Source organism: Paraburkholderia kirstenboschensis, assembly GCF_032806925.1.
In the GTDB taxonomy this organism is placed as follows: domain Bacteria; phylum Pseudomonadota; class Gammaproteobacteria; order Burkholderiales; family Burkholderiaceae; genus Paraburkholderia; species Paraburkholderia kirstenboschensis.
In genome coordinates this window covers 2,740,661-2,761,352 of the sequence record NZ_CP136513.1, presented here as the reverse complement: position 1 = coordinate 2,761,352, position 20,692 = coordinate 2,740,661, and the positions used below count along the sequence as shown (strand labels likewise).

Below are 20,692 nucleotides of genomic sequence, written 5' to 3'. Positions count from 1 at the left end.
CGCAGCAATGTGCGAAAGCGGCTCGAGTAGTCGCTTTTTCTCATTGCGCGAAGCACGTACGGTAACGGCTACGTAATCGACGCGCACAGCATCGGGCGCATCGGCAAATCCTTCACGGCTTCCGCGTTTCCCTGATGTAAACGAAACGCCCTCCGCACGTTACGGTCCAAACTGGTACGACACGCTAGCGAGAGGGAGGATCAACGTGATGAAGCAAAGTCTGTTGGCCGCACTAAGCATTGCTATGGCGGCGGCGGTCGCCGCGATGGCATGTTCAACGCAAGGACAAGTCGATCCCGATGTCATGCAGATCGCAACCACGCCCCTCACATGTTCGAACAAAGCCGAGTGCGACCTCTGGTGGCAGCGCGCGCAAACGTGGGTCACGAACAACTCGAAATACAAAGTCGAATCCGCGACCGACACGCTGATTCAGACGGCCGGCCCCGACGGCGGCAAACGCGCGCTTGCGTATCAGATCACCCGCACCGCAAATCCGGACGGCACCGCGACAATCGGCTTCGCCGCACATTGCGATGGGTCGCTTGGTTGCACGCCCAACCCATGGGAAGCGGGCGCCGACTTCAAGCAATACGTGCGAGGCACCGCGGCGGGCGCACAGAAACCCGCTGTGAAGCCGCCGCAGCCTGCACCCACCGCCATGCATCCCGACGCGTTGCAAGGGCAATCGGTGACGCCAACAACTGGCGAAGCGGTCAGTCAATGACCGAAGCGTTGCGCGCCGCTCAATGTCCCATCGAAGGACCAACGCCTTTGCGCGGTTTCGTGACCCACACGAGCACGGCAAGTACGAGGAATGCCGCGCACGATATGCGAAAGAAGTCGTTAGTGGCGAGCATATAAGCCTGCGCAGTCACCACCTGCTCGAGCTGCGCAGTGATGCTGCCGCCGGAAAAGCCGACGCCCGCGAGCGCATCGGTGTATGCATTCGTATTCGGGGTATAGACGTTCACGTTGTCGACCAGCATTGCGTGATGGCGAATCGTATCGTTTTCCCAATACGTCGTACTGATCGCAGTGCCGATCGCGCCCGACAAGGTCCGGAAAAAGTTCGATAGACCGGATGCGCTCGCGAGCCGCTCGTCGGACACGCTCGATAGCGTGATCGTTGTCATCGGCACAAAGAAGCAGGCCACACCAATGCCCTGCACGATACGCGGCCAGATAACGTGGTTAAACGGCACGTCGAGCGTGAACGTGGAGTTCCAGAACGACACGAACGCAAACACGATAAACGCGAAACTCGCCACCACGCGCAAATTCAACCGATGCATGTTCTTGCCGATCATCGGCGAGAGAAAGAGAGCGAGTAAGCCGACCGGCGCGGTGGCGAGACCGGCGAGGCCGGCGGTGTAACCCATCACGGTTTGCAGCCATAGCGGAAAAATCACCACCGAGCCGAAGAACGCCATGAAGCCAAAGGAGATGATCAGCACGCCAAGCGCGAAGTTACGGTCCTTGAACAGCGAAAGATCGACGACGGGTTCTTTCTCGGTCATCTCCCACACCAGCATGAACGCAATCGACACCACCGCGATCACTGCAAGCGTCACGATAAATGTCGAGTTGAACCAGTCGCGATCCTTGCCGAGGTCGAGCACCATCTGCAGGCACGCCACGCCGATCACGAGCAACGTGAGACCGACCGCGTCTATACGCTGTTGGGTCGTTTTCGTTTCGCGGCCGCGCAGCAGCACGAACGCGCAGCCCGCGGAGAAAAGGCCGATCGGCACGTTGATGTAGAAGATCCACGGCCACGTGTAGTTGTCGGTGATATAGCCGCCCATCACCGGCCCGAAGATCGGCGCGCAGATCACAGTCATCGCCCAAAGGCCAAGCGCGAGCCCGCGTTTGTCCGGCGGATACGAGCGCATCAGAATGGTCTGCGAAAGCGGCACCATCGGCCCGGACACGAGTCCTTGAACGAGGCGAAACATGATCAGCGACTCGAAGTTCTGCGCAAAACCGCACAGCGCCGAGGCGATCGTAAAGAGCAGAACGGACAGCGTGAAGAGCCGCACTTCGCCGACGCGCCGCGCCAGCCATCCGGTCAGCGGCACGGCAATCGCCGAGGCCACCGAATAGGACGAGATCACCCACGTGCCCTGGCTCGTCGCCACGCCGAGGCTGCCGGATATCGTTGGCACGGCCACGTTGGCAATCGACGTGTCCAGCACCTCCATGAAGGTGCCGAGCGCGAGTCCCACCGTCAGCAGCGCGAGCGCGCCGCCCTTGAGCGGCGCCGGTTCGGCTGCGGGTGGAGTGGCGGGTTGGGCGGCCGGTGGGGCAGCGTTGGAAGCCGTAGCGTCCATATGTTTTTCTCTCCTCAACGCGGAAAAGATTGTTGTGCCACGTTTATCGCGTCATCCCGGACCGCTTGCATACATGCACGATCACACTCTGCCCAGACAGAGATTCGCCGACAGCATCGCCCGAAAAGGCGCGCTCCGGTTACTGCTTGCCGTCTTCCGGCGATGAATCCTGAAGCGTCTCGTCGGGCAGGTCGCCCGGCGAGCACAGACCGCAACCGGCGCTCGAATCCGGATCGATGCCGTTGGCAATGAAACGGCCAAGCAGATCGATCAGCGTGGCGAGGTCCGCGGCCGTGAAACCGCGCAACTGTTCGTTCAGCACGGCGGCGCCGATGTCCGGCAACTGCCGCGCCGCGTCCTGACCCTGCGGCGTCAGCTCCAGCTTGATCATGCGTCGGTCGGCATCACTGCGCATGCGTGACACAAAGCCTTTCTTTTCAAGGCGATCCAGAAGACGCGTCATCGAGCCGCTGTCGTACGACATAACGCGCGACAACTCGAACGGCGTGTTCGCCCGGCCCGCGGCCAGCATCAGAATCACGCCGATCTGCTGGGCCGTGAGCCCCAGCGGCTTGACCGCGCGGTCGGTGCGCTCCACCAGTACGTTGCGAGCCTTCGACAGGTAGTAGCCGAGACTGGACTCGAGCCGGATTTCATCCGCTTTGTAGGGGCCGTCTGTCATCTTGTATCCGGTACACCGCTGGCAAGCGAAGTTTAGCTGCCTAAGCAGGAAGATCAAATGCCGATTCTCGTAGATCGTTGTGATGGAGCCGCCGAAATACAACAGCCCATCCAGATATTGCGCACAGTATCTTGAAATTTACTTGCATAGTCAATATTATACGAAGCAACGAGTTACGCGTTCCGCGCCACCCGAGACTATGTTCTGACCGCTTTTTTGTCCGCCCTCGATTACGGCGTGACCCAAGGATGTTCCTCCCATGCTGTACCTCAAAAATACCCTGGGCGGCCTTAGCCGCTCATTGACCGATTCAGCTTTGCACAGCTTCCAGGGTCCGCATCGCTGGTGGAAGCTCGCGTTATTTGCCGTGCTGTTCGTACTGCCCGGCGGATCGGTGGGGGTCGCGATCCTGGCGTGGGTCGAGCATCGGCGCGGGCGCAAAGGCTCGAAAAGCGCATCTGTAGAAATCGCGGCAGAGCCGGCGCGACTGCCCGGCGTTGCAACGGCCACCGCGCACAACGCGGCGAGCGCCTGCCAGTCGCGCGGCGACGCGCCATGCCGGGCAGCTGCGGGCAAGCTCGCGCGCAAGCCGGCATCGGCGGAATCGCGGATCGACTCGCGGGCGTGACGGGCGCGGCCCCGCCGCTTTCATCCAAAACATGCCGCCGGCGGTAACAGCGCGTAACCTTCGCGACGCTGTCGGTAACACACCTTCATCGCTCGCCGCATTAACCTTTCTGTTTCCCGCGCCCAGCGGGCTCTTACGCTAACATGCCGGCAAACCATACCGGCCGGCGGCGCCGTCATCGGCGGCATCGCGGCGTCCAGAAGGAAATAATGCATGCAGTCTGACCGAATCTCGTCCGTGCGAAGCTTCGCGCCGCGCGTCATGACCCTCGCGGTAGCTGTGTCCGTCGCGGGCCTCGTGGCCGCGTGCGCGGTCGGCCCAGACTACAAGCGCCCGGCCGCCGAGATTCCCGCCTCGTACAAGGAAGCCGCGCCCGGCTGGAAAGTCGCGCAACCGGCGGATCAGCAGGACCGCGGCGCATGGTGGACCGTCTATCAAGATCCACAGCTCGATGCGCTCGAAGAGAAGCTGAACGCCGCGAATCAGACTGTCGCCCAATTTGCCGCCGCGTACCGGCAGGCCCGCGCGCTCGTCGGTGAGGCGCGCGCGGCGTATTTTCCGACCGTCGGCTTGTCCGCGGGCGGTACGCGCTCCGGCAGCGGTGTTTCGTCGAGTGCGGTGGCAGCGAGCGGGAGCAGCCGCTCGGGCGTCCACAACAGCTACAACGTGCAACTCGACGCCAGCTGGGAGCCCGATCTATGGGGCTCCGTGGGTCGTTCCGTCAACGCGCAGAAGGCCGGCCAGCAGAGCGCCGCCGCCGATCTGGCCAACGCGCGTCTGTCCGCGCAGGCCACGCTCGCGCAGACCTATTTCGCGCTGCGCTCGCTCGATTCGAACCAGAAGCTGCTCGACGAAACCGTTGCCGCCTATCAGCGCTCGCTGCAACTCACGCAGAACCAGTACGCTGCCGGCGTGGCCGCGCGCTCGGACGTCATCCAGGCGCAAACGCAGTTGCAATCGGCGCAGGCCGCCGCGATCGACAACGGCGTTCAGCGCGCGCAGGACGAACACGCAATCGCGGTCCTCGTGGGCGAACCGGCCTCCACGTTTTTCATTCCGCCGATGCCGCTCACCGCGACGCCGCCCGCCGTGCCCGCCCAAATGCCGTCCGCGCTGCTCGAGCGGCGGCCAGACATCGCGTCGGCGGAGCGCAAGGCTGCGGCGGCCAACGAGCAGATCGGCATTGCAATTGCCGCGTTTTTCCCGTCGCTGACGTTGTCGGCGAGCGGCGGCTTCCAAAGTTCGTTGTTCTCGCAACTGCTGACCGCGCCGTCGCGCTTCTGGACCGTCGGCCCGCAACTCGCGGCGACCCTGTTCGACGCCGGACTGCGCCGCGCGCAAACCGAAGCCGCCCGCGCCGCCTATGACCAGAACGTCGCGACCTATCGCCAAACGGTGCTGACCGCGTTCCAGGACGTGGAGGACAACCTCGCGTCGCAGCGCATTCTTGAACAGGAAATCGTGGTGCAGCAGCAGGCGGTCGAATCGGCGCGCCAGGCGCTTGCCATCGTGACGAATGAATACAAGGCCGGCACGGTGGGCTTCGTTAACGTGCTCACCGCGCAAACCACGGCGTTCACGGCCGAGCAGAAGCTGCAGACCATCGCAGGTCAGCGGATGGTGTCGTCGGTCGGTCTGGTAAAGGCGCTGGGCGGCGGCTGGGACGTCACGCAGATGAACCGCGAAACCGGCGATGTTGCCGCACCGGCGCCATTGCCAGCGTCATCGACGTCATCGGCGACGCCGGTTGCACGGAGCGATGCCCCGCAGACGTAAATGCCCACTCAGGCGCAGATACAGGCGAAGCAAATAAAACTCGCGGGCGGCAGCAAGCGCCGCACGGCGCTGAAATACGAAAGAGGCATGAGCGGCTAACGGAGCCGGGCATGCCTCTTCTTCATTCTGTCTGGACTCGCACGACCTGACCTAAGCGCGGTTTCCCGGCCCGCACGCCGCGCTCAATGTGCGAACGACAACGTAACGGTGTCCGGTCCGCTCGGCCGTCCCAGCAAATTCAGCAGTCCGGCGAGATTGTCGCGAGCCTCGGGCGCGGAGGTCGCCGTTCCGTGAAACGACGTGGAAGCCGGCGACACGACGCCTCGGCCGTTCAGCATCAGCGGGCCTTTGATTGTGCGCAACTCGATCGTCGATGAGACGCCCTCCGCCTGGAACACGAGCTGATACGAGCCGAGCGGCTTCACCGGCGATACACGCGAACTCACATCGCTCAGCGCGACCGTCAGCTGGCCGAACGCCTCGCGGTTGAAGCTGCGCCAGTCGGACCACGAAAGTCGCACGTCGCCCTGCAGGTCCAGCGTGTTGAAAGGCGCGCCCAGGCCGCTTAGCAGCGAGGCCGGCACGCCTATGGTGCCGGGAGTGACATTGGCGCTGCGCGGCGTCGCGTCGATGGTGATCGGATCGGGCATTGCCTCGCTATGCCGCATGGTCATGCGTACACGGCCGGTGAAGAGCGGCCAGAACGCCGTGTGCCATTCGATCCGTCCCGGCAGCAGCGTCGCGGCGCTCATATCGGAGCCGGCCGCCAGCATCAGCGTAGCGGAGCCGTGCCAGAGCGAACCGGCTGGGTCGACGAGGTTCACATGGCCGCCGCTCTGGCGGGCGAATTGCGGCGTGATCCACGCGGCGGGTAATAACGCGAGCATCACGACGGCGTTCGAGAAGACGGCAACGAGCAGCCAGGGCAGCACGGCGCGCAGACGCCGCATCCAGTAAGTCATGCGAGATCCCGTGACAGCGCGGTCATTTCGCGGTGGATGGCTGCAGCGACGCAGTCACATCCACCTGGCCATCTTCCTTCAGCGCCGTCACGTGCGCTTCGGAGACCTGCACCTTGAACTGGCGGCGCACGTCGTCGACCCAAGACGTCCACGCGGGAAACGACGCGTTCTTCATCTGCACTTGGACCGCGTTGCCGATCACCTGCACCTGCGTGGCCGCAAGGCCATGATCGCTGACCGACGCGGAGAGCGCGTCCTTCAGCGCACCGCCGGTCGGCGCAACGCCCTGTGCCGCCGCCGAAAGCTGGCGCGCTTCGTTGGCCTGTGCGGTCATCTGCGCGAGCTGCCGCTGCAAAGTGGGCAGCGATTCACGCAGACGCGCGCGGCCCTCCTGCGCCGGCGCCCACAGCACCGACCAGGCGATCACCACAGCGAGCACGCCGCCGCCCCACGTCAACAACGCTTTTTCGCGGTCGGTCCGCTGGTCCCAGAAGCCTGCCCAGGTTTGCGCGAGTTCAGCTTTCATTGTCCGTTCCTGATGGTCCACTTGCCGGTGTTGCTGTCGATCGCGCCGCTAAGTCCGTTGCGCGCGAGGCGTTTGGCGAAATCGGGATCGAGCTTCACTTCGGGTTTGAAGGTAACGTCGAGACGCCGGTCGTGATAATCCAGCGCGGCGATGCCGTTGACCGGCACGGGCGGCAGCGACCGCGCGAGGCCATCGGCGAGCGACAGGAAATCGCCCGGTGAAAGCTCACCGGCGGCCACGCGCAACTGCTGCAACTGACGCGACATCTGATCGGGCGCATCGAGCACGACCGTCGTCTTCGGGAAGGTGTTCAGCAGAAGTTCGGTCATCTGCGTGCTGATCGCGTCGCGCTGACGTGAAAGCATCAGCCACTGCACATTCGCACCGACGATGGCGACCACCAGCGCGCCGAGCGCCAGCAGCACGGGCAGGCGTAAGCGGCGCAGCGTCGCGCGGTCGAGCCGCCACGGCTGCGACGCGAATTCGAACTGGCAGAGATCGAAGCGGCACGTGAGCGCGCGGCGGGCAAGCTGCTCGAAAGGCAGCGGACTCGCGCCGTGCACGTGCGCGCCGAGCCGCGCCGGACTGCTCGCGCCAAGACTCGGCTCGTTGCCCGGAACCTCGGTCAGCATATACAGCGAAACCGGCGTTGCGCCGGCGAGCGCGGCAAGCGTCGCGTTCACCGCATTTGCAGGTACAGCAAGGCCTTCGCCTTGCGCGCCGCGGGCTATTGCCAGTTCCACGCGCGGCATGCCGCTTTCGACGGCGCCTTCCAGCAGCATCGCGGGCGCGGTCTGAACCACGGCGCCGAGCACCGCCGCCACCATCGGCACGACTTCGGGCGCAGCGTCGGCCGCACTCGCCACCGGCGCAGAGCCTCGCAGCGACGCACCCGCGTCCGCCATGGCCGGCTCGGCCGCGCTCACGGTTTCGGCGACTTCGGCCGGCATTGCGGGCAGCGTTGCTTCCGGCAGACAACGCGTGACCGGCACGGCGCGCAGACTCCTGTGGCCAGCTGCGGAAAAAGCCTCGTAGATAAAGCGGAACCATCCGCGGTCGATGATCGCGAGCACCTGGCGACCGCCCGCGGCCGATTGCGAATCGACGGCGATATGGCAAGTTTGCGGGTCCTGGATCAGCTGATCCTCGACGATATTCGGCAATGCCTGGCGCAGCTTCGGACCGCGAAGCGGCGGCAGCGTCGCGGGCATCATCAGCAGATCGCGCGCGGCGACCATCAGCACCGTCGAGGTGGCGCGCGGCAGCAGCGCAAGCGCTGAGCGGCCGGCGCGCTGGGTGCGTCCCGACTTGTCGAGCAACACGAACGGCAGGTCCGGCAGTTGCCATTCCTGCGACGGCACCGCCGGATCACGCGGCGGCAATAAGACGATCAGCGTGCTCAAAGGCCACTCTCTTTGGGAAAGGCGTTATTCATAGTTGGTCTTGCACCCGCACGATACGTGTAGTGTGAGTCAAAGCATCGCGATAGACGAGCGTCGTGCGATCCACCTCGGCGCGCTCGTGCTGCACGCGGCCGTGAATCAGGAAGTAGTTCGTGTTGACGTCGAGCTGGTTCGGATCGACCGAAACCTGCTGCGCGCCCGCGCCGCGCAAAGCGAGCTGCACGTCGCCGGCGTTGTGGAAAAACACCGTCTGCCGGCGCGCAACGAATGCCTGCGCCGATGACAGGCTCATGCCCGGCACAACCGCGGCGATCACCTCCGCGGAGGCCGTGTTCATGTTGACCGCCGACACCGTCGGCAGCACGGTGACGAAGGGCCGCAAGCGCGCGACCATTTCCGGCGTGTAGCCGGGAATGTCGAGCAGCGAGTCGACGCTGGTCATTTGCAACGGTGCGCGCGCGGCGCTGTCGTCGCTGTCTTCGATACCGGGCTTGTCGGTGAAGCCGCCGCTCATTGCGCCGCCCTGGATAGGCGGCGTCGATGTCGTGCCGGACGTCGACGTGACAGTCTGAAAACGCGTTGCCGACTGTGCGAGGCTCGCGCGCACCTGCACGGCGGTGTTCTTGGCGAGCTGGCTGTTCAAGCCGAGCGAAACGAGCAGACGCTGGTACGCGTCGATCTGCGCCGTGTCCAGTTGCATGACCCCGGGCGCGGGGCTCGCGACCAGATTGCGAAGATTGAACTTGGCCTGAGCATCTTCAATCGATCCCGACAGATACGTGGCGGCGCCTTGCTGGGCCCGGACCTCGCCGATCTGGCCGAGGAAATCGGAAAGTCTCGTCTTGGCGATCGGCACGCCCCACACGCCGCCAAGATATGTAATGCCTGCGGAAGTATCGCCTTCGGAGCGAAGAATCAGACGCGTCCAGTCGAGCGCGCCGCGCGAAACCCATTGGGCCTGCGCGAGCAGGCGCTGATTCTCGATGCGGCGAACCTGAACCTGTTGGCGCCACAGCATGCCGGAGACGAGAATGGCCGACAGCGCCACCACCAGCAACGCGCTGATGATGGCCGCGCCGCGCTGTTGTCCACGCTGTTGTCCACGTCCTCGGCCGCGTTGTTCCGCTTGCGTCGCTCGACGTTGCGCCAAGCCACGCGAGCCATCGATTGGGGCCGAACAAACAGTCGAACGTCGCGCATGAAGCCAGGAGAATCTCATGTCATTCTCCAATCAGAAAAACGCGTGTGACGGGCCGCGCGAGCGACTTCGCGCCCACACTCACTTCAAGTCCGGTCACCGAGCGCGGCAACGGCGCATTGCCGAGCTGCGGCACCTTCAGGTTATTGTCGGCCTCCGTGATCGCGCCCTGCACGTCTTTCATCTGCGTGGTCCAGCCGACTCTCGGCACGTAGAGGCGCGCGGAAATGGCACCGACGCCGCCCATCAACGGCAAGCCGGTCCATCCTTCGCCTTCGCCGCCTCCCAGCGCCGAGCGCAAATCGCCGACGCTCGCGAGCGGCGGCGACGCATAGCGAATCACGCGCCCTTCGGTGACGCGGTATCGCACCACCTGCAAACGCGGCGCGGAGCCGGGCAAGGTTAATTGCCGCACGATCTGCAAGCCACCGCCCGCGAGCGATACCGCGGGCTGACCGGATTCGTCGTCGGAGGCGGCCTGACGTGCGTCGATGCGCATCTGGTCGAACAACTGCGCGAATACGCGCTCGTCTTCCATTGCATTCGTGATGGTCTGCCGGCCGCGAATGATCTGGTCGAGTCCACGCCACGACAACACGGCGATCACCGCCATGATCGCAATCGCGACCAGCAGCTCGATCAGCGTGAAGCCATGCGCGCCCGCACGGCGGCGGCGCTCAGAGCGAACGGTTGTTTTCATTCGCGACCACCGTGACCATCTGAGCGAGGTTGCCGGAACGCCCAGGCATCGTCACCATTACTTCCACGCGACGAAACACCGGGTTCGGCGTCGACGTCACATGCTCGGTACAGATCAACTGCAAGTTGCCTTGCGAACAATCGAAGCTCGTCGAGCCCACATTGGGCCATGCATGCGTAAGACGTAATTGCGCGAGCGTGTTGTCCGCGCTCCAGCCAGCCAGCAGGCGCCGGTGAAGATCGGCCTCGCCGCTCGCGAGACTGCCTACCGCGCGCAACGATGCGGCGAGAGCCACCGCGATGATCGCGAGCGCAACCAGCACCTCGATCATCGTGAAACCGCGCTGGCGGTTAGCGGCCTTGCGCGCCGCCGTGCTGCTGCAACGACGCATGTCAGTGAACCTCGTAGCGGCCGTTGCCGGTGCCGACGATCGTCGCGCGCCCCGCAGCGGAGAAAAGCGTGATGCGCACAGGCACGTCGATCGCCTCAGTGCCGAACACAACACGGCTCGCTTGCGAACTCGAACCCGGATAGTCGATCGTCACGCCGGTCACGCCGCCTTCCCACTGGCGGGGTTTCAGCAGATCGTCGCGCAGCGGACGCCAGCCGTCTTCGGTACGCATGTCGAAACGAAAGCCACCGTCCAATGGTTGCCATGCGATGGGACGCGCGCGCACCTGTGCTTCGTCGCCGGCCGATTCGAACAGCAGCGCGAGACGCTGCGCTTCTTCGTTCAGATCGGTGCGCGGATTACGCGTCATCGTCAATGCGGTCAAGGACACGAGCAAGCCTGCAATCACGAGCACCACCATCATTTCCAGCAGGGTGAAACCCGCCGCATGTCGACGGCCGGCACTCACACTCAATGCGCTTTTTGCGCTCGTTGCGCTCGACCTGCCGCGGCCACGGGCGCACGCAGCCGTGCCGGCCGCGGGGAGCGGCCGCTTGATCGTCAAGCGTGCTTTGTTATCGTCTATTGCCACGAGCCCACATCGGCGTCATTGCCTTCGCCGCCCGCCTTGCCATCCGCGCCGTAGCTGAAGACGTCGATTTCGCCGTGCACGCCCGGATTCAGATACTGATAGCCGTTGCCCCACGGATCGTTCGGCAGCCGTTCGAGGTAGCCGCCGTCTTTCCAGTTGTTCGGCACCGGATCGGTCGCCGGCTTTTCGATCAACGCGCGCAGGCCCTGCTCCTGAGTCGGATAACGGCCGTTGTCCAAACGATAAAGCTTGAGCGCCTGCATCACGGTGCCAATGTCCTGCTTCGCGGCGACGCGCCGCGCTTCGTCGGGACGGCTCATGATTTTGGGCACAATCAACGCGGCCAGAATGCCGAGAATCGCGATCACGACCATGATTTCGATCAGCGTGAAGCCGCGTTGACGACGGCTGCGCGGACCCGCGATTGCTGTGCGGCGAGTGGTCGACAGTTGCATAGCTTGCTACCTCTTTTCAGGTGAATTTTCGACTGGGTGGGATTCGCGTCCAGCACTTTCGGTGCCATTGAACACGCCCGGCCGGTCATTTTAATGTCATGTAATCGCGGGGTTTCAACCCAACGCAATTTTCACAATAGTCCGTACAATGATGCGCATGAACGCCATCCAAATCCGCCTTCTGTCGCTTGCGCTGTTCGCCGTGTTCTGCGCGACGCTGACCTACTGGATCATCACGCTCACTACGACGTCCGGCGCGCCGTTGCCCGCAGCCGCCGCGCATGCGCAGGTCTCGACCGACCAGGCCGCCACGCTGTTCGGCGGGCAGCTTACGCGCACCGCCAACCAGGACGTGCACCTGTTCGGCATTCTCGCTTTGCGCGAAGGCGCCGCAGCCATCGTCAGCGTGGGCGGCGAACCGCCGCGTGCGGTGTCGCTCGGCAGCCCACTGATGCAAGGCGCCAAACTCTCCGAAGTCCGCGCCCGTTCGATCGTTATCGACCGCAATGGCGCGCATTCCGAAGTATTCCTACCGGCCAACGCGGCGGGACCCACGATCTACGTTCGCTAGAACCGGGCAAACCCAGGCGACGCGCACGCTGCTTAGCGTCGGCCCACAGCGTGGTGGCCGCCGCCTGGTCTCCATGCGTCATCGCACCGGCTAATCCGCATAGGCCCGTCGCTTATGCCGCCGCACAAAGCGCCGCGGCACTGAACCCTCACTGCACCAGGTTGTTCAACTCGATGATCGGCAGCATCACCGCCAGCACGATCACCAGCACCACGCCGCCCATCGCCAGAATCAGAAGCGGCTCCAGCAGACTCGTCAGAAACATTGTGCGGCGCTCGAGTTCGCGCGCTTCGCCGTCGGCCGCGCGGTCGAGCATGGTCGTGACGTCGCCGGTCGCTTCGCCCGAGCGGATCAGGTGAACCAGCACCGGCGGAAACGTCTTCGTATTGCCGAGCGCGCGGGAGAGCGACGTGCCTTCACGAACACGCACGATCGCATCGTCGATGTTGCCGCGCATAGCCGTATTGCTGAGCGTTTCGGCCGCGGCCTGAAGCGCGCGCAGAATCGGCACGCCCGCCGCCGTCAGAATGCCGAGCGTGCTCGCGAAACGCACGGTGTTGTAGCCGCGCACGAGTTTGCCGAGTAGCGGGGCGGTGAGCAGCCACCGATCGAAGGCGAGGCGCGGGCCGGCTTGTCTTAGCGTCGAACGTACCGCATAGAAGAGAATCGCCACGGCGATCAGCACGGCCCACCACCAGTTCCGCACGAAACCGGACAGCGCCATCATCATGATCGTGAGCAAGGGCAGCTGCTGCTTGGTGCTCGCAAACACGTTGACCACTTGCGGCACCACATAACTCAACAGAAACGTGACGATGCCGAACGCGATGATCGTGACGATGGTCGGGTACGTGAACGCGAGCACGATCTTCTGCTTGAGCGCGTTGCGTTGCTCGATGTAGTCGGCAAGCCGCGACAGCACGAGTCCGAGTTTGCCGGTATGTTCGCCGGCCGCAACCAGCGCGCGATAGATCTCGGGAAAGTCTTTCGGATGCTGCGTCAGCGCATTCGCGAGCGAGTGGCCGCCGAGCACTTCCGCGCGAATCGCCGCCATCAGTTCGCGAATGTAGTCGCGCTCCGATTGCTCGGTGAGCACCGAGAGCGCTTCGTCGAGCGGCAGGCCGGCAATCAGCAGGCTGGCCAGCTGACGCGTGAGAATCGCCTGCTCGCGCTGCGACAGGCGCCGCCCCAACGACAGACGCTGATTGCGCTCACCGCGCGTGCGCGTGGCTGCCGGTTCGACTACAAGCGGTGTGAGTCCCTGCGAACGGAGGTTGGTGCGGGCGCCACGCGCGCTGTCGGCGTCGAGCACGCCTTTTTGCGCCTTGCCCGCCGCGTCGATCGCTTCAAAACGAAATGCCGGCATGCGCTTATGCTCCGCCCGTCACGCGGATCACTTCTTCAAGCGACGTCAGCCCCGAAGCGAGCCACCGCTCCGCGTCCTCGCGCAGCGTGAGCATGCCTTGCGCGCGGCCTGCGGCGAGGATGTCCGCGTCGGACGCATTGCGGTGAATCAGCGTGCGGATCTCGTCGTCGATCAGCAGCAGTTCATACACGCCGCGGCGGCCTGCATAACCGGACTGGCCGCATTTGTCGCAACCGACCGGATGCCAATGCACGCGACCGTCTTCTTCGACACGCTTTTCGCGGCACACCGGACACAGGCGCCGCACGAGCCGCTGCGCCAGCACGCCGAGCAGCGACGACGCGAGGAGATACGGCTCGACACCCATGTCGGTCAAACGCGTGACGGCGGACGCGGCGTCGTTGGTATGCAGCGTAGCCAGCACGAGGTGGCCGGTGAGCGAAGCCTGCACCGCGATCTGCGCGGTTTCGAGGTCGCGGATCTCACCGATCATGATGATGTCCGGATCCTGACGCAGAATCGAGCGCAGCGCGCGCGCAAAGCTCATGCCGATCCGCTCGTTCACCTGGGTCTGGCCGATGCCCGACAGGTCGTATTCGATTGGGTCTTCCACCGTCATGATGTTGGTGGTCGCCGTTTCGAGCCGCGACATCGACGCGTACAGCGTGGTCGTCTTGCCCGAGCCGGTCGGGCCCGTTACCAGCACGATGCCGTGCGGCCTGCCGATCAGCTTGTCGAACTTGCCGAGCGTGTCCGCGCCCATGCCGAGCGCTTCGAGATTCAGGCGCGTCGCGTCCTTTTCCAGCAGACGCAGCACCGCGCGTTCGCCGTGGCCCGTCGGCAGTGTCGACACGCGCACGTCGACCGGACGCCCGCCCACGCGCAGCGTGATACGGCCGTCTTGCGGCAGACGCTTCTCGGCGATATCGAGCTGCGCCATGATCTTGATCCGCGAAATCAGCGCGCCGTGCAGCGCTTTCTTCGGACGCACGACGTCGCGCAGCGTACCGTCGACGCGAAAACGCACCACCGACGATGTTTCGAACGGCTCGATGTGAATATCCGACGCCTGTTCGCGCGCCGCCTGCGTGAGCAGCGCGTTGATCATGCGGATGATCGGTGCGTCGTCTTCCGATTCCAGCAGGTCTTCCACCTCGGGAATGTCCTGCATCAGGCGCGACAGATCCACTTCGCCTTCCACCTCGCCGACCACCTGCGCCGCGCTGCCGTCGTGGCGCGCATAGGCCTGGTTGATCGCCTGCGCGAGTTCGTCGGCGGGAAGACGTACCACCGACACCGCGCCAAAATTGCGCGCTACTTCGGCGAGCGCGGCTTCACTCGTGCGCTCGCTGATCCACACTTCGAGGCTGTCGGCGTGCTGATGCGCGACCAGAATCTGGCCGCTGCGCGCGAAGCCGTAGGGCACGAGCCTCGCGGCGATCGCGGACGGCGCCGCGCGCTCCGCATGGTCGGCGTGCTCGATCATCGCCGCCGGCGCAACTCCGGCGGCCCGCGACGATGCCGACGACGTTGAGGCTGACGGCGGCATGGACGGCGTATTCACGGCTGAACTCCTGGCGATGCGGTAGACGGCGCAACCGGCACGGGGTTGCTCTGCACGGCGCCGTTCACCGCGGGGGCGGCGGGCATGCCGGTATTAGGCTGCGGCGCGGACGAATGCGGCTGAGGCGGCTGCATCTGCTGACGGCGCATCTGGTCGAGATCGAACAGATTCAACGGCGATCCACCCTGGCTCGGGCCGACGGGCATCGGCGGAACCACCGGATCGTCCTTGTCCTTCATCAGGTTGTTGTCCTGCCGGTACGCGCCCTGCACACCTTGAATATAGTCGTAACGGTTGGACGTGACAGCCTGCGCGGTGTCGTGATCGCTGATGATCACGGGGCGCAGAAACACCATCAGGTTCGTCTTGTTGCGGTTCTTCTGCTCGGAACGGAACAGCTGGCCGATCCACGGAATATCGCCGAGCAGCGGCACCTTGCTGTTGCTGACCTGGTAGTTATCCTGCATGAGACCGCCGAGCACGATGATTTCGCCGTTGTCCGCGAGCACCGTCGACTGGATCGAACGCTTGGTGAACTGCGGGCCGGCCGGGTTCGTCGCCGCGTTGGTCGTGCCGTTCACGATCGCCGAGTCTTCCGTGTAGAGCTGCAGCTTGAGAATGCCGCCGTCGGTGATCTGCGGTTTGACGTGCAGCGTCAGGCCCACGTCGACGCGGTCGTACGTGTTGAAGGCCGAGCTTGTATTTCCGCTCGTCAAGTTCGAATACGAACCGGTCTGGATAGGTATGTTCGTACCGACGATGATCTTCGCCTCTTCGTTGTCGAGCGTGATCAGGTTAGGTGTGGACAGCACGTTCGCGTCGGCGGTCTGCGAGAGCGCCTGCAGCAATGCGCCGAGACCCTGCACGCCGAAAATGTTGTGAAGCCAGCCGATGTTCAAGCCTTGCTGCACGTTTTGCGTGGCCAGCGCCGTGGCGAGACCGCCTGTGGCTCCGGCCGCCGCGGCCCCAGCCGTCAGGTTGATGATGCTGTTACTCGAACCGGTTGCGAGGTTGGTGCCGGCGAAAATCGAATTGTTCGCGACCTGCCACTGAATGCCGAGATTGCCGCTCGTGTTCGAATTCAGTTCGACGATCAGCGCCTCGATATAAACCTGTGCGCGGCGCGCGTCGAGCTGGTCGATCACCGCGCGCAGATTGCGGTACACGGGTTCCGATGCGGTGATGATCAACGAGTTGGTGGCGGAGTCCGCCTGAATCATGCCGCCCGGCTGATTCTCGTCGTTCTTGTCCTTGTCGCCGCCCAGGAACCCACCCGAAGAACCGCCGCTGTTCGAGCCATAGCCACCCGCACCGGCGCCGCCCATCGGCGAGGACATGGAACTGCTGTTGAGCCCGCCCGACGGCAACGGCGGCGTGCCCGAGGTGCCCGTCGAATTGCTGCCGCCGAGCGCACCGCCGCCGGTCTGATTGAAGGCATTTGCTTCATTCGATCCACCCGACGAGCCGGTTTCGCCGCCTTTGCCGAGCATGCCGCGCAGGGTCTTCGCGAGCTTGGTCGCCTCGGCGTTGCGCAACGGCACGACGTGCATATTGCCGGGCATGCTGGTGGGCGCGTCGAGTTCGCGTGCGAGCGTTTTCGCGGCGGCAAGACGCGCGCCGTTCGACGCGCGGATCAGCAGCGAGTTAGTGCGCGGGTCGGCGGTGATCGAGACTTTGAGCGTGGCGTCCGTGCTGCCGATCGCGCCCGGGTCGAGCATCTTGTTCAGTTGCGTGGCAATGTCGAGCGCGTTCGCGTTTCTCAGTTGCACGACGGACACCGACTGGCCGGCCGCCGAATCGACACCGGCAATGATCTGCGCGATGCGCCGCACGTTGTCCGCGTAGTCCGTCACGACAATCGTGTTGTTGGCCGGGTAAGCGGCCACGGTGTTGTTCGGCGAAATCAGCGGGCGCAGCACCGGCAACAGGTTGTTGGCCGACTCGTTTTTCAGCACGAATACCTGCGTGACGACCTGGTCGCCTCGCGCAGTCGGCGCGTTGCCGACATAGGTGGGCACGCCTTGCAACTTGGCGTCGGCTTCTGGCACAACTTTCAGCACGCCGTGATCTTGTACCAGCGCGAAGCCTTGCATGCGCAGCGCGGACTGCAACGTCTTCAGCGCCTGGTCCTCGGGCACGGCGTTTTCCGACACGAGATTCAACTGACCTTTGACACGCGGGTCGACGATGATTGTCTTGCCGGTCGCCGCGCCTATCGCCTTGGCCACCTGGTCGATATCGGCGTTGACGAAGTTGAGGGTCACCTGTGCGTCTGCCGCCTGCGCAGTGATCAATCCAGCCACCAGCAACGCCGTTGCGACGCGACGCAAAGCCATACGATTTCTTCTCATGGAATGTAATGTCGATGCCGGCAGCGTCAACCGCCGGCGGTCATGCAGCGCGGACATGGGAGCAGAGCGCCGGTCTGTCGGCCTGCTGGCGGGCCAGGTGGGCGAAAACCCGCCCTAAAATGCTGGCCATCCAATGTCCGAAAAAAGTGAACAGTAACAGTTTTTCATGTCGGATTTGTCACAAAAGGAAAGGCTCCGTGAGTTTCCGCCAGGATCCGGGCGGATCGTCGGCACATTGAAAGGCTCGCGATACGGCCGGAAAACGGGCGCCAGAACTTCGTATTCCGCGCTCTTATGTCTGTTAGCCAACTTGACGGGTATCGGCCTGCCGGTATCATACGAGCCGTTCGAGCCGCCGGTTCGCTGTTGCCAACATGGGTTTTCCCGATGTTGCGTCAACGCCCGGCCACAGTGCGCTTCCCGGCTTCCTGCGTCTGAACAATGGCCGACGCAATGCATTACGAAGCCTTACCCTTGCGGTTTGCCTAGTCAGCTTGACCGATGAAACGATCCCTCGTAACCGCCCTGGCAGGAATTACCTTGTTGGCTTCAGCCGGGTCGGCGTGCGCCGATTGTTTCGACGAGGCAGCGAAATATCAGAAGGTCAACCCGCTGGTCCTGCGCGCGATCGCCTGGCAGGAGTCGCATAACCGGCCGGACGCGCAGCACAAGAACGCCAACGGTTCGACCGACTACGGCGTCATGCAGATCAACTCGATCCACCTGCCCACGCTTGCTCAGTACGGCATTTCGCAGGGCACGCTGATGGAGCCGTGCAAGAACGTCTATATCGCGGCCTGGCATCTGCGCCGTCAGATGAACAAGTACGGCAACTCGTGGCAAGCGATCGGCGCGTATCACTCGGAGACGCCCGCGTTGCGCGACAAGTACGCGCAACAGATCGCCGCGATTCTGCGCAAGTGGAACCTCATGCCGGCTGCGCGCTGAATAGCGCACTGAGCAACCCGCTGACTGGCCCATTGAGCAGCCCGCTGACTGACCCGTTGGTCGGCACGCTCATCGGCCTGTAGAGCGGCCCGGTCCGCAGCCTGCTGGCGGCCACCGTCCGCTTGCCTTCCCGGATTTGATGCACAATGCGGCTTCGTGCTGCCGCCGGCGCTCGAGCGTCGACCGCCGTCTCTGCGCTCACGCAGCAATGCTGCGCCCGGCACGCCCTCCAATCTCTAGCTTTTCCGTACTGCGATGAACCAGCCGCCATTGCCCGTCACCGTGCTCTCCGGTTTTCTGGGCGCCGGCAAGACCACGCTCCTGAACCACATCCTCGCGAATCGCGCCGGCTTGCGGGTCGCCGTGATCGTCAACGATCTGGCCGCCGTCAATATCGACGCGACGCTGGTGCGCGACGCCGCCGCGCTTTCGCATAGGGAAGAGCAGCTAGTCGAATTGTCTAATGGCTGCATCTGCTGCACGCTGCGCGACGATCTGCTGGTCGAGATCAAACGCCTTGCCGCCGAAAAACGCTTCGACGCGATTCTGATCGAGTCGACCGGCGTCGCCGAACCCATGCCGATCGCCGAGACATTCACGTTCGGCGACGATGACGGCGCGTCGCTGTCCGACGTCGCGCGGCTCGATACGATGGTGACGGTTGTCGACGCATTCAACTTCCTGCGCGATTACAGCTCGGCGGACGCGCTCGCCGAACGGGGCATTGCCGCGACCCAAGAAGACGACCGCACGCTGGTCGAACTGCTGATCGAGCAGATCGAGTTCTGCGACGTGCTGGTGGTGAACAAGGCCGATCTGGTCAGCGCCGACGAACTCACGCGTCTGCAACGCATCCTCGCGCGAATCAACCCGCAGGCGGTGCAGGTGGTGAGCCGCTTCGGCGCGGTGCCGCTCGATCAGGTATTGAACACGGGCCGCTTCGATTTCGACGAGGCGTCGGGCGCGCCCGGCTGGCTTGCGGCGCTTAACAGCCATGACGAGCACGAACACCTGCCCGCGCACGGGCATAGCCATCACAGCGAAGCCGACGAGTTTGGCATCGGCACTTTCGTTTATCGCGCGCGCCGTCCGTTTCATCCCGAACGCCTGTGGGCGCTGCTGCATGAGGAATGGAAGGGCGTGTTGCGCAGCAAGGGGTATTTCTGGCTCGCGACGCGTAACGATATCGCCGGTTCGCTATCACAGGCGGGCGGCGCTTGCCGGCACGGTCCGGCGGGCATGTGGTGGGCGGCGCAGGATCGCAGCGAATGGCCCGACGCGGACGACGAACTGGCCGCTGAAATTGCTGCCGACTGGTACGGCGCACCGGACGATCTGAGCATCGGCGACCGTCGGCAGGAGCTCGTGATGATCGGCGTGGGCATCGACCCGGCGCTCTGGTCCGCGAAGTTCGACGCGTGCCTTCTGACCGACGCCGAATACGCGCTGGGACCACAAGGCTGGCAGCAATTCGCCGACCCGTTCCCCGCATGGGACTTCGACGACGATCATGATCACCATGACCACGGCCACGACCATGACCACGGCGAGATCGAGCATCGCCACGACTGAGCGGCCTCGCGTAGCACAGTGAAAGCCGCGACGCGGGCCGCGGCACAGCACCGCGCCCGTCTCGCGTAACCTTCACAGGCGGAACCGCAGACGAAAAAAAACCCGCCGTTGGCGGGTGTCAACTGCCAGGCAGTAATCTGCTTAGCGCTTGTTGACTGCGTCTTTGAACGCCTTGCCAGCCGTAAACTTGACGGTCTTTGCGGCCGGAATCTTGATGGTTTCGCCTGTCTTCGGATTGCGACCCGTACGCGCTGCCCGCTTGCCCGAACCAAAGCTGCCGAAGCCGATCAACTGGACCGCGTCACCCTTCGACACAGACTTCTTGATCACTTCAAGCAACGTGTCCAGCGTTTCACCGGTTTGAGCCTTGCTGGCGCCGGTCTGTCCTGCGACGGCGTCGATCAGTTCCTGTTTGTTCATTAAGGTTCCTTTCTGAGTTTAGGTTGACACGAACAGCGCGAACGCGCCGATTATACGTGCGCGTGCCGCGCCGTCGAGCAGCTACGGCTCCGGAGCCCCTCCGGATCGAAAGCGCCGGACAGCGAGTGTCCGTCGGCCGTGCTGCCGCTCCTCTCGCGGCGCTTGCTATGATAGCGCAGCGCAAACCCAATCAGGACAAGGGTTTCGAAGAATTACGCGGTTTTAGAACAGATACAGCAAGGAAACGGTACTTC

General features: G+C 63.9%; 20 protein-coding genes. 6 read left to right on the top strand and 14 right to left on the bottom strand.

Features of this window, described 5'->3' with window-relative positions; translation table 11 throughout:
* Positions 1 to 208 precede the first annotated feature (208 nt).
* The gene (locus tag RW095_RS35070; protein WP_317022786.1) at positions 209 to 727 is read left to right on the top strand and encodes a hypothetical protein; all 519 of its coding nucleotides are present in this window, start codon (positions 209 to 211) and stop codon (positions 725 to 727) included.
* A gap of 19 nt (positions 728 to 746) precedes the next feature.
* Here RW095_RS35070 and RW095_RS35065 read toward each other — a convergent pair whose 3' ends face one another.
* Together RW095_RS35065 and RW095_RS35060 are read right to left on the bottom strand one after the other, a co-directional pair.
* Positions 747 to 2,333 carry a DHA2 family efflux MFS transporter permease subunit gene (locus RW095_RS35065; protein ID WP_317020364.1) on the bottom strand — a complete coding sequence of 529 codons (1,587 nt, stop codon included), beginning with the start codon at positions 2,331 to 2,333 and terminating at the stop codon, positions 747 to 749.
* A 139-nt stretch (positions 2,334 to 2,472) separates the two neighbouring features.
* Positions 2,473 to 3,015: a MarR family winged helix-turn-helix transcriptional regulator gene (locus RW095_RS35060; RefSeq protein WP_317020363.1), complete on the bottom strand. Its 543-nt coding sequence runs from the start codon at positions 3,013 to 3,015 to the stop codon at positions 2,473 to 2,475.
* A gap of 259 nt (positions 3,016 to 3,274) precedes the next feature.
* Here RW095_RS35060 and RW095_RS35055 point away from each other — a divergent pair, with 259 nt between their 5' ends.
* Positions 3,275 to 3,643 carry a hypothetical protein gene (locus RW095_RS35055; RefSeq protein ID WP_201702814.1) on the top strand — a complete coding sequence of 123 codons (369 nt, stop codon included), beginning with the start codon at positions 3,275 to 3,277 and terminating at the stop codon, positions 3,641 to 3,643.
* A gap of 213 nt (positions 3,644 to 3,856) precedes the next feature.
* Positions 3,857 to 5,419 (top strand): efflux transporter outer membrane subunit, encoded by a 1,563-nt coding sequence (locus tag RW095_RS35050; protein ID WP_317020362.1) that lies wholly within the window; start codon positions 3,857 to 3,859, stop codon positions 5,417 to 5,419.
* A gap of 182 nt (positions 5,420 to 5,601) precedes the next feature.
* Here the strand turns inward: RW095_RS35050 and RW095_RS35045 are convergent, their stop codons facing one another.
* The 8 genes from RW095_RS35045 to gspG are packed head-to-tail and all read right to left on the bottom strand — an operon-like array spanning position 5,602 to position 11,646.
* Entirely contained in the window at positions 5,602 to 6,381 is a 780-nt protein-coding gene (locus tag RW095_RS35045) for a type II secretion system protein N (protein ID WP_317020361.1), read from the bottom strand.
* A 22-nt stretch (positions 6,382 to 6,403) separates the two neighbouring features.
* Complete coding sequence (locus RW095_RS35040; RefSeq protein ID WP_317020360.1) at positions 6,404 to 6,907, bottom strand: type II secretion system protein M; 504 nt, start codon at positions 6,905 to 6,907, stop codon at positions 6,404 to 6,406.
* Positions 6,904 to 8,310, bottom strand: coding sequence for a type II secretion system protein GspL (gspL, locus tag RW095_RS35035; RefSeq protein ID WP_317020359.1), 1,407 nt, complete (start codon positions 8,308 to 8,310; stop codon positions 6,904 to 6,906). The genes RW095_RS35040 and gspL overlap by 4 nt, the downstream gene beginning before the upstream one ends.
* Before the next feature lie 28 nt (positions 8,311 to 8,338).
* Positions 8,339 to 9,529, bottom strand: coding sequence for a type II secretion system minor pseudopilin GspK (gene gspK / locus RW095_RS35030; protein WP_317020358.1), 1,191 nt, complete (start codon positions 9,527 to 9,529; stop codon positions 8,339 to 8,341).
* 1 nt (position 9,530) lies between these two features.
* Complete coding sequence (locus RW095_RS35025; RefSeq protein ID WP_317020357.1) at positions 9,531 to 10,208, bottom strand: PulJ/GspJ family protein; 678 nt, start codon at positions 10,206 to 10,208, stop codon at positions 9,531 to 9,533.
* Positions 10,186 to 10,599 carry a type II secretion system minor pseudopilin GspI gene (gspI, locus tag RW095_RS35020; RefSeq protein WP_020067383.1) on the bottom strand — a complete coding sequence of 138 codons (414 nt, stop codon included), beginning with the start codon at positions 10,597 to 10,599 and terminating at the stop codon, positions 10,186 to 10,188. Before gspI ends, RW095_RS35025 begins: the two co-directional genes overlap by 23 nt.
* Before the next feature lies 1 nt (position 10,600).
* Positions 10,601 to 11,191: a GspH/FimT family pseudopilin gene (locus RW095_RS35015; RefSeq protein ID WP_394365166.1), complete on the bottom strand. Its 591-nt coding sequence runs from the start codon at positions 11,189 to 11,191 to the stop codon at positions 10,601 to 10,603.
* Positions 11,182 to 11,646: a type II secretion system major pseudopilin GspG gene (gene gspG / locus RW095_RS35010; RefSeq protein ID WP_020067385.1), complete on the bottom strand. Its 465-nt coding sequence runs from the start codon at positions 11,644 to 11,646 to the stop codon at positions 11,182 to 11,184. Before gspG ends, RW095_RS35015 begins: the two co-directional genes overlap by 10 nt.
* A 148-nt stretch (positions 11,647 to 11,794) precedes the next feature.
* On the opposite strand from gspG, the gene RW095_RS35005 reads away from it, so the two are divergent.
* Entirely contained in the window at positions 11,795 to 12,217 is a 423-nt protein-coding gene (locus tag RW095_RS35005) for a type II secretion system protein N (RefSeq protein ID WP_317020355.1), read from the top strand.
* A 148-nt stretch (positions 12,218 to 12,365) separates the two neighbouring features.
* On the opposite strand, the gene gspF is transcribed toward RW095_RS35005, so the two are convergent.
* The 3 genes from gspF to gspD are packed head-to-tail and all read right to left on the bottom strand — an operon-like array spanning position 12,366 to position 17,483.
* Positions 12,366 to 13,583, bottom strand: coding sequence for a type II secretion system inner membrane protein GspF (gene gspF, locus RW095_RS35000; protein ID WP_317020354.1), 1,218 nt, complete (start codon positions 13,581 to 13,583; stop codon positions 12,366 to 12,368).
* 4 nt (positions 13,584 to 13,587) lie between these two features.
* Positions 13,588 to 15,147 carry a type II secretion system ATPase GspE gene (gspE, locus tag RW095_RS34995; RefSeq protein WP_317020353.1) on the bottom strand — a complete coding sequence of 520 codons (1,560 nt, stop codon included), beginning with the start codon at positions 15,145 to 15,147 and terminating at the stop codon, positions 13,588 to 13,590.
* Positions 15,144 to 17,483, bottom strand: a complete 2,340-nt coding sequence (gene gspD, locus RW095_RS34990) for a type II secretion system secretin GspD (protein WP_317020352.1) — start codon at positions 17,481 to 17,483, stop codon at positions 15,144 to 15,146. Before gspD ends, gspE begins: the two co-directional genes overlap by 4 nt.
* A gap of 516 nt (positions 17,484 to 17,999) precedes the next feature.
* Here gspD and RW095_RS34985 point away from each other — a divergent pair.
* A complete protein-coding gene (locus tag RW095_RS34985; RefSeq protein WP_317020351.1) occupies positions 18,000 to 18,446 on the top strand; it encodes a lytic transglycosylase domain-containing protein in 447 nt (148 codons plus the stop codon).
* A gap of 255 nt (positions 18,447 to 18,701) precedes the next feature.
* Positions 18,702 to 20,018 carry a GTP-binding protein gene (locus RW095_RS34980; RefSeq protein WP_317020350.1) on the top strand — a complete coding sequence of 439 codons (1,317 nt, stop codon included), beginning with the start codon at positions 18,702 to 18,704 and terminating at the stop codon, positions 20,016 to 20,018.
* A gap of 141 nt (positions 20,019 to 20,159) precedes the next feature.
* Here the strand turns inward: RW095_RS34980 and RW095_RS34975 are convergent, their stop codons facing one another.
* Complete coding sequence (locus RW095_RS34975; RefSeq protein ID WP_006050811.1) at positions 20,160 to 20,438, bottom strand: HU family DNA-binding protein; 279 nt, start codon at positions 20,436 to 20,438, stop codon at positions 20,160 to 20,162.
* Positions 20,439 to 20,692 lie beyond the last annotated feature (254 nt).

What these genes read in the sequence shown, in the direction of transcription:
- gspD (WP_317020352.1), bottom strand. Translation starts at nt 17,483, where the DNA reads ATGGCTTTGCGTCGCGTCGCAACGGCGTTGCTGGTGGCTGGATTGATC.
- gspK (WP_317020358.1), bottom strand. Translation starts at nt 9,529, where the DNA reads ATGAGATTCTCCTGGCTTCATGCGCGACGTTCGACTGTTTGTTCGGCC.
- gspF (WP_317020354.1), bottom strand. Translation starts at nt 13,583, where the DNA reads ATGCCGGCATTTCGTTTTGAAGCGATCGACGCGGCGGGCAAGGCGCAA.
- gspG (WP_020067385.1), bottom strand. Translation starts at nt 11,646, where the DNA reads ATGCAACTGTCGACCACTCGCCGCACAGCAATCGCGGGTCCGCGCAGC.
- gspI (WP_020067383.1), bottom strand. Translation starts at nt 10,599, where the DNA reads ATGCGTCGTTGCAGCAGCACGGCGGCGCGCAAGGCCGCTAACCGCCAG.
- RW095_RS35045 (WP_317020361.1), bottom strand. Translation starts at nt 6,381, where the DNA reads ATGACTTACTGGATGCGGCGTCTGCGCGCCGTGCTGCCCTGGCTGCTC.
- RW095_RS35065 (WP_317020364.1), bottom strand. Translation starts at nt 2,333, where the DNA reads ATGGACGCTACGGCTTCCAACGCTGCCCCACCGGCCGCCCAACCCGCC.
- RW095_RS35050 (WP_317020362.1), top strand. Translation starts at nt 3,857, where the DNA reads ATGCAGTCTGACCGAATCTCGTCCGTGCGAAGCTTCGCGCCGCGCGTC.
- RW095_RS35025 (WP_317020357.1), bottom strand. Translation starts at nt 10,208, where the DNA reads ATGAAAACAACCGTTCGCTCTGAGCGCCGCCGCCGTGCGGGCGCGCAT.
- RW095_RS35070 (WP_317022786.1), top strand. Translation starts at nt 209, where the DNA reads ATGAAGCAAAGTCTGTTGGCCGCACTAAGCATTGCTATGGCGGCGGCG.
- RW095_RS35005 (WP_317020355.1), top strand. Translation starts at nt 11,795, where the DNA reads ATGATGCGCATGAACGCCATCCAAATCCGCCTTCTGTCGCTTGCGCTG.
- RW095_RS35040 (WP_317020360.1), bottom strand. Translation starts at nt 6,907, where the DNA reads ATGAAAGCTGAACTCGCGCAAACCTGGGCAGGCTTCTGGGACCAGCGG.
- RW095_RS35055 (WP_201702814.1), top strand. Translation starts at nt 3,275, where the DNA reads ATGCTGTACCTCAAAAATACCCTGGGCGGCCTTAGCCGCTCATTGACC.
- RW095_RS34985 (WP_317020351.1), top strand. Translation starts at nt 18,000, where the DNA reads ATGAAACGATCCCTCGTAACCGCCCTGGCAGGAATTACCTTGTTGGCT.
- RW095_RS34975 (WP_006050811.1), bottom strand. Translation starts at nt 20,438, where the DNA reads ATGAACAAACAGGAACTGATCGACGCCGTCGCAGGACAGACCGGCGCC.
- RW095_RS35060 (WP_317020363.1), bottom strand. Translation starts at nt 3,015, where the DNA reads ATGACAGACGGCCCCTACAAAGCGGATGAAATCCGGCTCGAGTCCAGT.
- RW095_RS34980 (WP_317020350.1), top strand. Translation starts at nt 18,702, where the DNA reads ATGAACCAGCCGCCATTGCCCGTCACCGTGCTCTCCGGTTTTCTGGGC.